This window comes from Mycobacterium basiliense (genome assembly GCF_900292015.1).
GTDB lineage: Bacteria > Actinomycetota > Actinomycetes > Mycobacteriales > Mycobacteriaceae > Mycobacterium > Mycobacterium basiliense.
This window is the reverse complement of record NZ_LR130759.1, coordinates 4,350,052-4,365,528: the sequence shown is the minus strand read 5'-3', so window position 1 is coordinate 4,365,528 and position 15,477 is coordinate 4,350,052. Positions and strand designations below refer to the sequence as shown.

The window sequence follows — 15,477 nt, the reverse complement described above, 5'->3', positions numbered from 1 at the left end:
CGCCACTGCCACCCGGTGGGGCACACCGCGCGGTTGACTTGCTGGGGCTCCGAAATGCCCGGGCCAACTGCCGCTTTCAGCAGTTGCGCGCCAGGCCGGCTCCGTTGCTTAATTACTGTGCCAAGCAATGGAATTCGCGGCCGGAACCCGGATCAGATCGGGGTGCCGGTGCTGGCCCCGCCAGGACCGCCCGAGCCGCCGATGCCACCCACGCCGCCCGTGCCGCCGATGGGATCCTTGCCGTCGGAGCCGGGTCCGCCCGGGCCGCCGCTCTGAATCTCACCGCTACCTCCGGTGCCGCCACCGCCGCCGGCGCCACCGGCAGCGCCGGCTCCGTTGGTGCCGCCAATGCCGGTACCGCCGTCGCCGCCGGTGCCGCCGATCCCGCCGCTGCCGCCATGGCCGCCGGTTTGCCCCTTGCCGGGGTAGGCCGCGTGGCCGTCGCCGCCGGTGCCGCCCATGCCGCCCATACCGGCGTTGCCGCCGACATTGGTGGTACCGCCGCCGGCCAAGCCGCCGTTTCCACCCGTGCCCCCGTTTCCGCCCGTGCCCCCGTCCTCGGGTGGGTAGTTGAGGCCGTACGAGCCGATTCCGCCGGTGCCACCCTTGCCGCCCATGCCGCCGTTGCCTCCCGTGTTTTGCATGAGGGCGCCGGTGCTGGTACCGCCAGTGCCGGCGTTACCGCCAGTTCCGCCGGTACCGCCGACGGCATGAACCGCGGTGACGTTGCCAACCGCGGGGGAGCCTCCCTTGCCACCCATGCCGCCGTCGCCGCCGTTGCCGGCGGTCTCGATCAGGTCGCCGATACCGCCGTTGCCGCCGTGCCCGCCGTTGCCGCCGTGGCCGCCGAAGGTACCGATAGCGGCAGTTGGGTCGGTGACGTGCAGCAGCTCAAAGAAATCCCCGCCGGTACCGCCCGTGCCGCCGTTGCCGCCGTTGCCGCCGGCGCCGCCGACAGCGCTGGCGACGGAACCGCCGGTGCCGGCCGTGCCGGCGTCACCGCCGTTGCCGCCGTTCCCGCCGTTGCCGCCGTTGAGGGTGGGAGGGCTCTGACCGGGGATGCCGCTTTTGCCGTCGCCGCCGTCGCCGCCGTTGCCGCCGGCGCCGCTGGCACCGTTGGTACCGCCGGCGCCGGAATTGCCGCCATTGCCGCCGTTGCCGCCGTTTCCGCCGTTGCCGCCGGCGTTGTTCACACCGTCGTGGTTGAGACCGCCGTCGCCGCCGCGGCCGCCGTTGCCGCCGGCACCGCCGCCTCCGCCGTTGCCCGCGGAGGTGGCGCCCGTGCCGGCGTTACCGCCGTGGCCTCCGGCGCCGCCCTGGCCACCGCTGTGGCCGGCATTGCCGCGGGCGTTGTCGACGCCGCCCTTGCCGCCGTCACCGCCGTTGCCAGCGCTGCCGCCGTTGCCGCCGGTGCCGGTGAAGCCGGTGCCGCCGTTGCCGCCGTCGCCGCCCCGGCCGCCGTTGCCGCCGAGTTCACCCAAGAACCCGGCGCCGCCGTTGCCGGCGTTGCCGCCGTTCCCGCCGGCACCGCCTTTGCTCGCGGCGGTGGCGCCGGTGCCGGCGTCGCCGCCATTGCCGCCGTTGCCGCCGTTGCCACCCGCCGGGGCGATGCTTGCGCCCGTCGCGGTGTCCACGCCGGCGTCGCCGCCGGCGCCCCCGTTGCCGCCGTTGCCGCCGTTTCCGCCGTTGCCGGTGAAGCCGGCGCCGCCGTTGCCGCCGTTGCCGCCGTTGCCGCCGGTGTCACCGGCTTTAGCGGTGAAGCCGGTGACACCTTTGTTGCCGTCGCCCCCGTCGCCGCCGTTGCCGCCGTTGCCGCCCTTGCCGCCGGCGCCGGCGGCGGTGCTGCCGGTACCGGCGTGGCCGGCGTCCCCACCAGTGCCGCCGTTGCCGCCGGCGGGCGCGACGGTGCCGCCGGTTCCGATGTCGGCGCCGGCGTTGCCGCCGTCACCGCCGTTGCCGCCGTTGCCGGCGTTGCCGCCGGTGCCGGTGAAGCCGGCGCCGCCGTCGCCGCCGGTCCCGCCAGCACCGCCGTCATCGCCGGCCTTGCCTCCGATGACGGCGGCGTTGCCGTGGCCGCCGTGGCCGCCGTTACCGCCGATACCGCCGACACCGCCGCTGCCCGCGGCACCGCTGCCGGTGCCGGCGTGGCCGGCGTTACCACCGTGCCCGCCGTTGCCGCCGGCCGGGGCGATGGCCCCGCCGGCCCCGGTGTCGGCGCCAGCGGTCCCGCCGTGGCCGCCGTTGCCGCCGTTGCCGGCGTTGCCGCCGGTGCCGGTGAAGCCGTCGCCGCCGTCGCCGCCGTTGCCACCATGTCCGCCGGCATCGCCGGCTTTGCCGTTGCTGCCAGCGTTGCCGGTCATGCCGTTTCCGCCGTGGCCGCCGTCGCCGCCCTTGCCTCCGGTACCCGCGGCCGTGCCGCCGGTGCCGGCGTGGCCGGCGTTGCCGCCGTGCCCGCCGTTGCCGCCGGAGGGGGCGGTGGTCCCGCCGGTCCCGGTGTCGGCGCCGGCGTGGCCGGCGTTGCCGCCGTTGCCGCCGTTGCCGGCGTTGCCGCCGGTGCCGGTGAAGCCGTCGCCGCCGTTTCCGCCGTTTCCGCCGTCGCCACCGGCGAAGCCGCCGTTGCCGGAGCCGCCATCGTCGCCGGCGCCCCCGCTGCCCCCGTTACCTCCGTCGCCGCCGGTGGAGGCGGCACCCGCGACGCCAGTCGACCCAAATAATCCCGCGGCCCCGCCGGCGCCGCCGGAGCCCGCGTTGCCGCCGGCCCCGCCGGCGCCACCATCGCCGCCGGCTAGGCCAAAGCCCGTGCCGGTGCCGCCGGCCCCGCCGTTGCCGCCGTCGCCGCCCATGCCGCCCGCGCCCCCGGCCCCGCCGGAACCGAACAATCCTCCCAACCCGAACAGCCCCGCGTGCGCGCCTCCGGCCCCGCCGGCCCCGCCGGCTCCGCCAGCCCCGCCTTGACCGCCAACCCCACCGGGCGCCACGCTCGCGGCTCCCGAGACGCCGGCCCCGCCGGCTCCACCTGTCCCGCCGGCTCCGCCAGCCCAGCCCATCAGAGCCCGGGCGATCCCGCCGGCTCCGCCCTCCCCGCCGTGCCCAGCATTGATGCCGGCCGCTCCGATCCCGCCGGCCCCGCCGGCTCCGCCGGCCCCACCGAAACCGCCCAGCAACCCGCCGGCCCCGCCGGAACCGCCGAACCCGCCGGCCCCACCGGCCCCACCGGCTGCGCCACCGGCCCCACCGGCCCCGCCCGATCCGAACAGACCGGCGTCACCGCCTGCCCCACCTGCCTGGCCGGCAGCTCCGGACCCGCCGTTTCCGCCGTTGCCCAACAAGATCCCGCCGGCCCCGCCGGCCTGTCCGGTGCCTGGCGCTCCGCCAGCACCGTCGCCGATCAACGGGCGTCCCAACAGCGCCTGGGTGGGCGCATTGAGCACGCCGAGCACGTTCCGTTCAAGCGTCTGCAATGACGCGCTGTTGGCGGTATCGGCGCCGGCATACCAGCCGGCACCCGCGCTGAGCGTGTGTACGAACCGATCGTGGAAAGCCGTCAGCTGTGCGCCCAGCGCCTGATAATCCTGTGCGTGCGCGCCGAACAGCGCCGCAATGGCCGCCGACACCTCATCCGCACCCGCGGCCAGCAGACTCGTCGTGGACACCGCTGCCGCGGCGTTGGCCGCTCGGATCGTCGAGCCGAGACGAGTCAAATCCGAGGTTGCCGCCGACAACAGCTCCGGCGTAACGCTGACACCCGACAACCTGCCACCTCCGAATGATGGCCGGACACATCGTCGTGACCGACGAAATCCATGAATCAAGCAGATATTTCGCCGCGGCGACCTGGTGACGCGCCGGATCCCTACACGATCGCTGTGGTGCACCAGCGAAACAACGGCGATGTGCCCAGTGACGTGTGAACATCGCGGGCAAAGTGCCCTCAGATCGCCAACTCGATCGGACACACCGTTTGGTGCGGCTACCTCGGCGCGCATCTAGAACGCGTTCTAGTCTTTGCAACCATGGGATTTCTCAAGCCCCAACTGCCGGACATCGACATCGCCGAGTGGAGCAAGGGCACCCGCAGCGAAAAAATCCGACCCATGGCCAGACACTGGGCCGAGGTGGGTTTCGGTACGCCGGTGGTGCTGCACCTGTTCTATGTCGTCAAAATCCTGCTGTACATCCTCTTCGCCTGGCTGATCGTGTTCAGCACCAAAGGCATCGAAGGATTCACCGACGTCACGTCGTGGTATGCGGAGCCGATCGTCTTTCAGAAGGTCGTGCTCTACACGATGCTATTCGAGGTGATCGGGCTGGGCTGCGGCTTCGGACCGCTGAACAACCGGTTCCTCCCGCCCATGGGTTCTGTGCTGTATTGGATGCGGTTCGGCACCATCCGGCTGCCACCATGGCCGGATCGGGTGCCGTGGACCAAGGGAACCAAGCGAGTTCCGATTGACGTCGCGCTCTACGCGCTGCTGTTGTTGCTGCTGCTGGCAGCGTTGTTCACCGACGGTTCGGGTCCGGTACCGCAACTGGGCACCGAAATTGGGCTGCTGCCAACATGGCAGGTCGTGGTGATCCTGGTGTTGCTGGCGGTGCTGGGGTTGCGCGACAAGGTGATCTTTCTCGCCGCCCGCGGCGAGGTCTACGCGACGCTGACCGTGACCTTCCTGTTCGGCGGTGCAGACATGATTGTCGCCGCCAAATTGGTGTTCCTGGTGATTTGGATGGGCGCCGCCACATCGAAGCTCAACAAGCACTTCCCGTTTGTGATCTCGACCATGATGTCGAACAATCCGCTCTTTCGGCCACGATTTCTCAAGCGGATGTTCTTCGAGAAATTCCCCGACGACCTACGGCCTGGACTCTTGTCGCGGCTGCTGGCGCACGTCAGCACTGCGATCGAGATGTTCGTACCGGTGGCGTTGTTCTTCTCTCACGGCGGCTGGCCCACCACCGTGGCCGCCATCGCAATGGTGTGCTTCCACCTGGGCATCCTGACGGCCATCCCGATGGGCGTGCCGTTGGAGTGGAACGTATTCATGATCTTCGGCGTCTTGTCCCTGTTCGTCGGCCACGCCAATCTAGGGCTGGCGGATGTGAAAAACCCTGTGCCAGTGGCGATCCTGTTCGCATTAGTCGTGGGGACGGTCATCTTGGGCAACATGTTTCCGCGCAAGATCTCGTTTCTGCCCGGGATGCGCTATTACGCTGGCAATTGGGACACCACGCTGTGGTGTATCAAACCCTCGGCGGACGACAAGATCAGACGGGGCATCGTCGCAATCGCCAGCATGCCGGCCGCCCAGCTGGAGCGTTATTACGGCAAGGAGCGAGCGCAAATCCCGATGTATCTGGGCTATGCGTTCCGTGCCATGAACACTCACGGCAGGGCACTGTTCACCCTGGCCCATCGGGCGATGGCCGGCCACAACGAAGATGACTACGTCATCACCGACGGGGAACGGATCTGCAGCACCGCCCTCGGATGGAATTTCGGCGACGGCCACATGCACAACGAACAACTGGTCGCGGCGATGCAACAGCGTTGTCGCTTCGAACCGGGCGAGGTGCGGATCGTCCTGCTCGACGCGCAACCGATCCATCGACAGACCCAGCACTACCGCTTGGTCGACGCCGCGACCGGCGAGTTCGAACGCGGCTACGTGCGGGTGGCCGACATGGTGACCCGGCAGCCGTGGGATGACGAAGTGCCGGTCCAGGTGTCGTCGGACTAGCGTCCCGGGAGTGCGGCGAGCGTAACGTCACGGTGAGATTTCGAGTCGAAACTCACCGCGACGCTACGCTCGCGCAGGCATTAGATGCCCGCTCGGACCTGCTTCGCGGCTGCCACCATGTGCTGCAGTGACGTGGTCACCTCGTCGACGTTGCGGGTCTTCAATCCGCAGTCGGGGTTGACCCAAAGCCGGCTAGCCGGTACGGCTTTCAACGCTGCTTGGAGCGACTCGGCCATCTCCTCGGTGCTCGGCACCCGCGGGGAGTGGATGTCGTACACCCCCGGTCCCACACTGTTGGCGAAGCCGGCCGCGTTCAGGTCGTCCAGCACCTCCATGTGGGAGCGCGCGGCTTCGATGGACGTCACGTCGGCATCCAGATCGGCGATCGCGGCGATCACCTCGCCGAACTCCGAGTAGCACAAATGGGTGTGGATCTGCGTTGAGTCGGCCACGCCGGAGGTAGCCAGCCGGAAAGCCGCTACCGCCCAACGCAGGTACTGGTCTTGCTCGGCATGCCGCAGTGGCAGCAGCTCACGCAGTGCGGGCTCGTCGACCTGGATCACCGCGATGCCGGCCGACTGCAGGTCCACGGTCTCGTCGCGAATGCCCAATGCCACTTGGTTGGCAGTGTCGGCCAGCGGCTGGTCGTCGCGGACGAAAGACCACGCCAGGATGGTGACCGGCCCGGTCAGCATGCCCTTGATCGGCTTGTCGGTCAGGGACTGGGCATAGGTGATCCAGTCGACCGTCATCGGGTTCGTGCGTGACACGTCCCCGTACAGAATCGGTGGGCGGACGCAGCGGCTGCCGTAGGACTGCACCCAACCGTTCTGGGTAGCAAAGAAGCCCTGCAACTGCTCGGCGAAATACTGCACCATGTCGTTGCGTTCCGGCTCACCGTGCACCAGCACGTCGAGGTCAAGGCGCTCCTGCAGCCCGATGACGTCGGCGATCTCCTGCTTCATCCGGCTGACGTATTCGGCCTGGTCGATTTCCCCGGCCCGCAACTGTTGGCGCGCCTTGCGGATTGCCGACGTCTGCGGATAGGAGCCGATCGTCGTCGTCGGCAGCGGCGGAAGATGCAGGCGGGCGTCTTGGCTGGCGCGCCGCGTGGCGGCATCGCCTCGATGTGCACCGGAGGCGACGATCGAGTCGATACGTGCCCGGACCTGTCCGTTGTGCAGGCGCGGGTCTTTCTTCCGGGATGCCGCGGCGGCGTTGGATGCCGCGATCTCGTCGGCGACCGCGTCGCGTCCGTCGCGCAGCGCGCGGGCGAGAACCACGACTTCGGCCACCTTTTCGGCACCGAAGGCCAGCCAGCTGCGTAGGTTGTCATCCAGATCGGACTCGGGTTGCAGCGAGTACGGCACGTGCAATGTTGAGCACGACGTCGACACTGCCACGGCCGCAACGGATCCCAGCAGTGTGGCGAGCCGGCCGAGCGCCGCCTCCAGATCGGTGCGCCAGACATTGCGCCCGTCGACGATGCCGGCGACCAGTGTCTTGCCCGCCAGCTCGGGCGCCCCCACTATGGCGGCCACCGCGCCGGGTGCACCGGCAACCAGGTCGACGCCGATCGCTTCGACGGGAGTGCGGGCCAACGCGGCCAGCGCGGCGCCGGGGTCGCCGAAATAGGTGGCAACATGCAGGGCCGGGCGGTTGCGCAGCGATCCCAGGGCCGTGTACATCCGCTCGGCCAGCGCGGGTGCGTCGGGGCAAATGTCGGTCACCAGCGCCGGCTCGTCGAATTGCACCCAGCGCGCGCCGTTGTCGGCGAGCAGTGACAGCAGTTCGGAGTAGATCGGAACCAGGTCCTCGAGCCGGTCGATCGGTGCGGGCCCACCGTCGACAGCCTTGCTGAGCAATAGGAAGGTGACCGGCCCGATAACCACCGGACGCGCGGGAATTCCGAGTTGCTGTGCCTCTTTGAACTCGGAGAGCACCTTGTCGGGATTCAGGGTGAACTGGGTGGACGGCCCGATCTCCGGAACCAGGTAGTGGTAGTTGGTGTCAAACCACTTCGTCATTTCCAGCGGAGCGATGTCGGCATTGCCCCGCGCGGCGGCGAAATAGCGGTCCAGCTCGTCGGAGATTCCATTGACCCGGGCCGGCAGTGCACCCAGCAGAACCGCGGTGTCGAGCATCTGGTCGTAGTAGGAGAAGGTGTTGACCGGCACCGAGTCCAAACCGGCCTCGGCTAGCTGCGTCCAGGTGTCTCGACGCAGGGAGGCGGCGACGGACTCTAGGTCTGACCGGCTGGTACGCCCGGACCAGTACCCCTCGGTCGCGCGTTTGAGCTCGCGGCGCGGCCCGATGCGGGGTGAGCCGGTAATGGTTGCGGTAAAAGGTGTTTGACTAACGAACTGGGTCACTTCGCGTCCTTCAATCGACGGGCCTAAAAGGCTCAAGCCACCGCCCGTGGACGCACAGCCGATCCGGTTGCGGCGGCACATTTCGTGCACAACCTCAACCGCGACGGCCAAACGCCCATTCCACGAGGCGATGAGCCGCCGGGCGCGGCGCGCCCGGCACAGCTGGCAGGTCTTCGGACTCGCAGGCGCGCACCTGGTGGTGCTCCTACTGGCCGTCGCTTCCCAGTGCCAAATCTGTCAGGACCAGTGCTATAGACGGCGGTCGTTCCTGCATACCGCTGCGGGACAGTCTCGGATTCACACCGAGTTCCCTCTTGCGATGCACCGTTGGGATGCCTCGCTCGATGCCGACGCCGCATAGCGCGATGCCAGCAGACCAGCTGCGTGGCCCAGGTTACTCTGCCGCTCGGTCGGCACGTAGCGGCATGTCAATCAGCAAGTGCGACCGCGATGGGAACCTCGCCGTTGTTGAAGTCGACGGTCGAGTCGGCGGCCAGCGCCGCGGCGAGGACCAGTGCCACGTCCCGCCCGCGCAGCCGCACGTGCGCTATTGCGGCCCCGGCGGCGGCGACGTCATCGGAGTGGTTGGGATTGCCGAAGATCGAACCGACTTGGTCGCCGCCAGGCGAGGATGCGGGTCAGCTGCAGAGCGATCTCTCCGTGGCCGCCTACGACGACGATGCGCGCCATGGTTTGCGACGCTAGGGCATCGAGACGCGGCCCATGATCAGATCGATGAGGGGTTTGCCCGGCGGATATGCACCGGTGAGCGACGACATTGTGTGCCCATAGTCCACCAGCAGCGTGATACCGCTGATACCGAAAGCGGCCGCGCTGTTGAGGAACGCCATGACGTCGCCCATTTGTTCTGGGGTGTGCACTTTGGAACCGATCTCGTCCCGGTAGTCCTGGGCAAAGGTGAGCCACAGGTCCGCATTGGCCTGGGCCAGCGGGGTATCGGTCGGGCCGGGACAGATGGCGTTGATGCGGATGCCCTTCTTCAGAAGGGAAAAGGCCTGTGTTGCCACGTAGGCGTTGATCGCCTTCTTGCTGAAGCCGTAGTGGATGATGCCCTCGGCTTCATGCGCAAAGACCCAGTCTTGAGCCGCCGCGTAGTCGGGCGTGGCCAAAAACTCCATCAGCCGCGGCAGGTCGTTCTCCCACCCCATGCCGGCCACCGACGAAATGAAGCAGATAGCGGATCCGGACGGCAGCTGGTCGTTGGCCAGTAGGCGCTCGATGAGGTGCCGGTGTCCGATGAAGTTGATCTTCATCAGATCGGGCCCGTCGGCGACGCCGGCGGCGGAGAAGACCGCGTGGACCGGGCCGCCCAGCTGTTCAACAGCGGAGTCGATCGACGCGGGGTCGCGCAAGTCGACCTGCACCGCCCGGCCCACGTCGTAGTTCACCGGCGCGTAATCCAGCACGATCACTTCGGCGCCGAGTTCTGCTGCCGACTTGGCGGCCGCTGCGCCCATCCCGGTCGCGCCACCGACAACTAGGGCCCGCTTGCCGTCGTAGCGCAGCCGATCCAAAACTGTCATTGACGTCCCTTCCCGCGGGCCATGCCTACCCGCCTCACTCTAGGGGGAACATATTTTTGGTTCAATAGCGGTCGGGCGGAGGTGGCGTTAGTCGCTGCGCACGGCGGCCCCGCGTAACACCGTGTCACGGGCGTGCAGGAGAGCCGGGCGGGTACCGATCGCGTGCAGGATGTTCTCCGGTATCCACTGCAACCCGATGATGCATCGCGCCAGCATGGTGATGGATGGTGGTTCAATCCGTATGTCATCGGACTGAAGACCTTCGGACAGAAGTGATTTCATCTGCCGCAACCGGGCCGAATAGAGCCAACCCGGGTTAGGAGTGTCTGGTGGTGACTGCCTCATCCAAGCGAGCTGGATCCGAAACTCGTCCGAAAACTGGTCCAGCGCATTGATATTCACCCAGCTCAGCGCGTCCAGCTTTTCGATCGGCGTCCCTGTCGAGCGCAGCACGCTGACCCACCCGGCCTCGACCTTCTGTCCGAAGGAACGCATGATCGAAGCCAGCAGTTCATCTTTGGAGCCGATCACCCGATAGACGGTGCCGGTGCCCAGGCCCGCGGCAGATGCAATGTCTCTGATCGTGGTGGCTTCATATCCCCTGCGCCCAAACTCCATTCGCGCTATCGCGAGAACATGGGCCGCCTTGTCGCCGGGCTCGGCCTGCTGGTCTTCGGTCCAGGTCTCGATCACCTTGTTGGCTGCCGCCAAGGCCGGGGAGGGATCCAGTTGTCCATCGAGTGGCTCTCGAGTTGCCAAACCTTCCAGAATGATCCGGCACATCAACCCAGAAACCTGCTCGGTGGAAGCGTTGCGCCGCATGACATCAAGCCCGACCTGCAGCATCGTCTGGCAGATGCGGTCTGCCAACGTTGGCAGGTCTATCTGGGGCTTGATATAGCCGCTCCACCGGGCGGCACGCAGGGTCTGCAGCATTGCTTCTTGAATCGCTAAGGGCCGCTGCCGGGTCAGTTGCATCAGCTCGGGATCGGCGCTGGGGCCCTCGTAGAACGACATCTGAAGAGCGGCTCGGTGCTGTACGGCGCAGTGGGCGATCGCCGTTCCTAGCTCATTGATCTTCTCCGACACGGGTCGCGAATCGGGTTGGTCCAGCTTTTCCTGCCAGCCGTGGCCGATGCGCTCCAGATCCTGTTGGTACCGGCGGATCAACTCGATCAGGATCGCCTCTTTGGATTCGAAATGGTGATACAGGCTGCCCGGCAGAATGCCTGCGGCATCGGCAATCTCCTGCAACGACGTCCGCAGTCCCGACGACGCGATCAACGACGCGGCGGTCTGCAGAATCTCGGTCCGGCGGGTACCGGAGTCGGTGCCGGCGTGATTCCCACGAGCAGCCGTCCGCCGGCCTGGTCCGAGTACATCCGCCTTGGCCATAGCTAGCGGTGCACGAGTCCGCTGGGGCGTGGCACAGCTGACATCCGCAGTCGTCCCCTTCGGCGAACCAAATCTTTGTTAGAAGGCTATCAGACCGACCAGCGGCAACTACGGCCAAACGCGCAGCTGCAGACGGTGATGTGCCGATTCTAGAGCGCGATGCGCTTGCCGTTGAGGGGCATTGCCAGTCAACGTGGAGCAGGTTGACAGCAAGCTCCCATGCGAAAGTCCGGAAGCCGGCGGAGGCCCTGTCCTAGCATCTGGCCGTGTTGAAAATAGTCGTTTCTGGCGACTGTTGATGTAGCAAAGATTGGGTGTGGAGGCAGCGGCGCGAGTGATGGCGAGTCGGTGATCCGACTGGCGGGTTGGGGTTGCGATGGTATTGGGTTATGCGTGGTTACCGCCGGAGATCAACTCGGCGCGGATCTTCTCCGGTGCCGGCTCGGGGCCACTGTTTACCGCGGCATCGGCCTGGGATGGGCTGGCCACGGATCTGTACGCGTCAGCGTCGTCTTTTGAATCGGTGATTACCGGGTTGGCGGCTGGACCCTGGTCGGGTCCGGCGTCGGTATCGATGGCCGCCGCGGCGGCGCCGTACATGACGTGGCTCGGGGTGGCGGCCGGCCAGGCAGAGTCGGCGGCCAATCAGGCGCGCGCGGCGGCGACGGCCTTCGAAGCAGCATTGTCGGCGACGGTACATCCGGCTGCGGTGACGGCCAATCGGATGTCGCTGACCTCGCTGGTGGCGACGAACTTTCTCGGCCAGAACACCCCGGCGATTGCGGCCAACGAGTTCGACTACCTAGAGATGTGGGCTCAGGATGTGGCTGCCATGGTGGGCTACCACGGCGGGGCGACGTCAGTGGCCGCGGCGTTGACCCCGTTTAGTGGGCCACCCCTGGATCTCGCGGGGTGGGCGTCCCAGGTTGGCGCTCAGGTTGTCGGCGCGGCGACGACGGCCTCGGCGGCGCTGTCCACCCCCGCGCAAAGCCTGGTGGCCGCGGTCCCGACTGCCATGTCGGCGCTTCAGTCGCTGCCGTTGTCGAGTCTGTCGCCGTTGATGTACCCGTTGAGCATGGCGATTTCGCCGCTGACGAACATGATGAGCAATGCGATGCGGACGTCGACGGCCGGGTTGGCCAGTGCGACCACCGAGTTGCCGGCAAGCGCGGCAAAGGCGGCGGATGCATCCCTTGCGGCGATCAAGCCGTTGGGCGGTGCGGGCCTTGGATCGGCGGTGGCCGCGGGTCTGGGTCAGGCGCGGATGGTTGGTGCGGTGTCGGTTCCACCGACATGGGAGGGGTCCATGCCCACGCGTATGGCCAGTTCTGCATTGTCGGGTTTGGGCGGGGCCGGGTTACCTGCCGGCGCCGATACGGCGGGGGCGATGCGGCCCGCGATGATGCCGATGCCGATGGGCGGAGCGGGTGGTGGAGCCGGGATGCCTGCTGGCATGTTGGGCCGCGGGGGCGCCAGCCCCAACCCGGCGCAGTCCAGGCCCAGCGTGGTGCCGCGCACCGGAATCGGGTAGCGCGACCGGTCCCGGGATGGGCGTCGGGTTGCGGCCGGGGCACTACCTGCTCAGGCCAACCCGCGCACCACCGTCGAGTACTTGATCAAGGATTCAAAGATCGAGCCCGCCGCGGTGGTCGCCCCGGTCGCGGATAACTCAGAAACGGTCGTGTGCCGCCCAGCGCCGCGCCCTTGTCCGGCATCCGCTTGCGATACCACGCAGCATCGTTTCCGACTTGACGGTGTTCGAAACCGGACTTTACTCTGGAACAGATATTTGGTCATTCAAGACGGGCGCGTTGACTAGCGAACAGCAAAGTCCCGAGCGACTGCCGCGATGGGGCGTCCTGGCATCGGCCATCGCCGGCCGTGGGCTACACGTTGCGCTGAGCGCACCGGGCGAGCCGAGCTGGACGGATGGCGACACGATTTTCGTCGCCACCGGCATGCCCGCGGGTCTTCAGCTGCAGTCGCTGGCCGTGCAGGCGTCCCTGCTGGCCGCCGGGAGCCTAGAGCGCGATGTGCTCCGGGCGTTGCGGTGGCGAACCTCGCTGGCCCGGCGCTATCTCGCGGTAGAGGGGCAGCGGGCGCTCGCGGTGACCGACGAGTGGTTGCCGCCGCGGCTGCGCGCCATGATCGACGTGCGCGTCGTCGCGTGCAGCGATTCGCCGACCACTTCGCTAGCCGTCGCGCTGAGTCGACGTCCAATTGCCGACCCACCCCGTAGCTTCGGCGCCATTCGGCCGCGAAAAATGTTGGCTCAGTTGGCGAAGCGCACTCGTGGCGATACCCAGCCGGCCATCGGCGACCTGGTCGAGCGAGGCCACCAAGCTGGCACCCAGTTGGACGACGACACCGCAGACCGGGCCGCTGGTGCCGACATCGTTTCCAGTCCAATAGGTGGTGGGGGAGCGCTGGGCCGGTTGCTGCGTCGCATGCTGGGTCCGGCTGGCCGGCTCGGTGTGGGCGGGCAGCCGGGTGCCGATGCGCCGACGCACCGCACTCGGGCCGGTAGCCGCGGATTCGGCGCGCTGTGGTCGAGCCCGCCGGTCAGGTTGCCCGAGGACCGAGCTGCCCTGGGCGCCGTGGCAACACCGGTGTTCAGCTACCCGGAGTGGGACGTCTACCGGCGGCGCTATCGGTCGAACTGGTGCACGGTGCGGGAGATATCGCCAATCGTCGAGGACGCGTTGTCCCCGGATGGCCTGGGTGGGTACGGATTACGCAGATCGCTGGCCCGCATCGGCCTGGCGCCGGACTGGTTTCGCCGGCAGCCGCAGGGAGAGGATATCGACATCGATGCGGCGATTGAAGCGCACGTAGCGGTGGCGGCCGGTTCGCCTCCCGGCGAGGCGATCTATGTCGATCGGCTCCGCCGGCGCCGTGACCTTGCCGCGCTGCTGCTGGTGGACAGCTCGGGTTCGGTCGGCCAGACGGGTGCGTGGGGCAAGACGGTGCACGAGCAACAACTCGCCGCCGCTGTCGCCCTGGCCGTCGCGCTGCGTGACCTCGGGGACCGGCTGGCGCTCTACGCCTTTTATTCACAAGGGCGGGCGGCGGTGCAACTGATGCCGCTAAAGCGGTTCGGTGAGGCGCTCGATGCGCCGGCGTTGCGACGCATCGGTGGCCTGGTGCCCGGTGCGTACTCGAGGCTTGGTGCGGCGATCCGGCATGGTGCGGCCATGCTGGAAAGCCAGGGCGGCACAACGCGGCGGATGCTGGTCGTGCTGTCGGACGGTTTGGCGTACGACCATGGCTACGAACGCGATTACGGTGCAGCGGACGCTCGGCGCGCGCTGGCCGAAGCACGAGGTCGGGGCATCGGATGTGTCTGCCTGACGGTTGGCGCAAGTACCGATCCCCAGGAGCTGCAGCGAGTGTTCGGTAGCGCTGCTCTTGCCACCGTTGGGCGACCGGAACAACTGAGGCAGGTGGTCGGGCCGTTGTTCCGGGTGGCCTTACGTTCGGCCGAAGTCCGTAAACCGGAGGTAGTCCCCGGTTGAGCCAAATATCTGTTCCGCACTACGCTGGCGCTATGTCGTCGGACGGCGTGCTGCCAGCAGCGGTGCGCCCGTTCTATGTGTCGGTGGGCAATGAAGAGCGGGTCTTCAAGGCGGCCTTCCGGCAAGGGCTCTCGGTACTGCTCAAGGGTCCGACCGGCTGCGGTAAGACCCGGTTTCTGGAGGCCATGGCCCACGATGTGCAGCGTCCGCTGATCACGGTGGCCTGCCACGACGACCTCACCGCGGCCGACCTGGTCGGACGGTTCCTGCTGCGCGGCGGTGATACGGAGTGGGTCGACGGTCCGCTCACACGAGCGGCTCGCGAGGGTGCGATCTGCTATCTGGACGAGGTGGTCGAGGCCCGGCAGGACACCACCGTCGTGCTGCACCCCCTGGCCGATCACCGGCGCCAGCTGCCCATCGAACGGCTGGGGGTGACCCTTGACGTCGCACCTGGGTTTTGCCTGGTGGTGTCCTACAACCCCGGGTATCAAAGTGTCCTCAAAGACCTCAAGGATTCGACTCGGCAACGCATGATCGCGATTGAATTCGGTTTTCCCACAGCTGATATCGAGCAAGACATCGTTGCCCATGAGGCCGGAGTGGCGCTCGAGGCCGCCGCCCAGCTGGTGCGATTGGCCCGGGCGATCCGCCGGCTGCAGGACGGCGGATTGCGCGAGGTGGCCTCGACCCGGGTGCTTATTGCCACCGGCCAGATGGCCTCGGAAGGGCTCACGTTGCGCGAGGCGGCTATCGCTGCCATAGCCGGCCCCTTGACCGACGATAACCATGCCGTGAATGGACTGTTGGAGATGATCGACATCTACCTGCCCGGTCCGTAGCCGGATTGACGGCACGACGATCTCGGGGCTAGTCTCAGAACAAATTTTAGGTTTTCGGTTGCCGAAGGCGGTGA

General features: G+C 67.7%; 8 protein-coding genes and 1 riboswitch. Of the genes, 4 read left to right on the top strand and 4 right to left on the bottom strand.

Translation table 11 applies throughout. The features are described 5' to 3' along the window. Positions 1–152: 152 nt before the first annotated feature. Positions 153–3,752, bottom strand: a complete 3,600-nt coding sequence (locus MB901379_RS25120) for a PE family protein (RefSeq protein ID WP_269462767.1) — start codon at positions 3,750–3,752, stop codon at positions 153–155. 261 nt (positions 3,753–4,013) lie between these two features. On the opposite strand from MB901379_RS25120, the gene MB901379_RS18330 reads away from it, so the two are divergent. After that, positions 4,014–5,735 carry a DUF3556 domain-containing protein gene (locus MB901379_RS18330; protein ID WP_158017916.1) on the top strand — a complete coding sequence of 574 codons (1,722 nt, stop codon included), beginning with the start codon at positions 4,014–4,016 and terminating at the stop codon, positions 5,733–5,735. A gap of 80 nt (positions 5,736–5,815) precedes the next feature. Here MB901379_RS18330 and metE read toward each other — a convergent pair whose 3' ends face one another. The 3 genes from metE to MB901379_RS18310 form a co-directional block, all read right to left on the bottom strand. Next, positions 5,816–8,107, bottom strand: a complete 2,292-nt coding sequence (metE, locus tag MB901379_RS18325) for a 5-methyltetrahydropteroyltriglutamate--homocysteine S-methyltransferase (protein WP_158017915.1) — start codon at positions 8,105–8,107, stop codon at positions 5,816–5,818. Between the two features lie 147 nt (positions 8,108–8,254). Next, a riboswitch (cobalamin riboswitch) is annotated at positions 8,255–8,467 on the bottom strand. Between the two features lie 341 nt (positions 8,468–8,808). Further along, a complete protein-coding gene (locus tag MB901379_RS18315) occupies positions 8,809–9,651 on the bottom strand; it encodes an SDR family oxidoreductase (protein ID WP_158017914.1) in 843 nt (280 codons plus the stop codon). Positions 9,652–9,738: 87 nt separating this feature from the next. Continuing rightward, positions 9,739–11,046: a TetR/AcrR family transcriptional regulator gene (locus MB901379_RS18310; RefSeq protein ID WP_158017913.1), complete on the bottom strand. Its 1,308-nt coding sequence runs from the start codon at positions 11,044–11,046 to the stop codon at positions 9,739–9,741. Positions 11,047–11,422: 376 nt separating this feature from the next. On the opposite strand from MB901379_RS18310, the gene MB901379_RS18305 reads away from it, so the two are divergent. The 3 genes from MB901379_RS18305 to MB901379_RS18295 all read left to right on the top strand — a co-directional run bounded on the left by MB901379_RS18305 (position 11,423) and on the right by MB901379_RS18295 (position 15,403). After that, positions 11,423–12,577, top strand: coding sequence for a PPE family protein (locus tag MB901379_RS18305; protein WP_158017912.1), 1,155 nt, complete (start codon positions 11,423–11,425; stop codon positions 12,575–12,577). 280 nt (positions 12,578–12,857) lie between these two features. After that, positions 12,858–14,561: a nitric oxide reductase activation protein NorD gene (locus MB901379_RS18300; protein WP_232021897.1), complete on the top strand. Its 1,704-nt coding sequence runs from the start codon at positions 12,858–12,860 to the stop codon at positions 14,559–14,561. A gap of 32 nt (positions 14,562–14,593) precedes the next feature. Further along, a complete protein-coding gene (locus MB901379_RS18295) occupies positions 14,594–15,403 on the top strand; it encodes a CbbQ/NirQ/NorQ/GpvN family protein (RefSeq protein ID WP_158017911.1) in 810 nt (269 codons plus the stop codon). Positions 15,404–15,477 lie beyond the last annotated feature (74 nt).

Bases quoted from the DNA above. Each gene is read 5' to 3' on its own strand.
- MB901379_RS18315 (WP_158017914.1), bottom strand. From the start codon at position 9,651: ATGACAGTTTTGGATCGGCTGCGCTACGACGGCAAGCGGGCCCTAGTT.
- MB901379_RS18310 (WP_158017913.1), bottom strand. From the start codon at position 11,046: ATGGCCAAGGCGGATGTACTCGGACCAGGCCGGCGGACGGCTGCTCGT.
- MB901379_RS18305 (WP_158017912.1), top strand. From the start codon at position 11,423: ATGGTATTGGGTTATGCGTGGTTACCGCCGGAGATCAACTCGGCGCGG.
- MB901379_RS18295 (WP_158017911.1), top strand. From the start codon at position 14,594: ATGTCGTCGGACGGCGTGCTGCCAGCAGCGGTGCGCCCGTTCTATGTG.
- MB901379_RS18330 (WP_158017916.1), top strand. From the start codon at position 4,014: ATGGGATTTCTCAAGCCCCAACTGCCGGACATCGACATCGCCGAGTGG.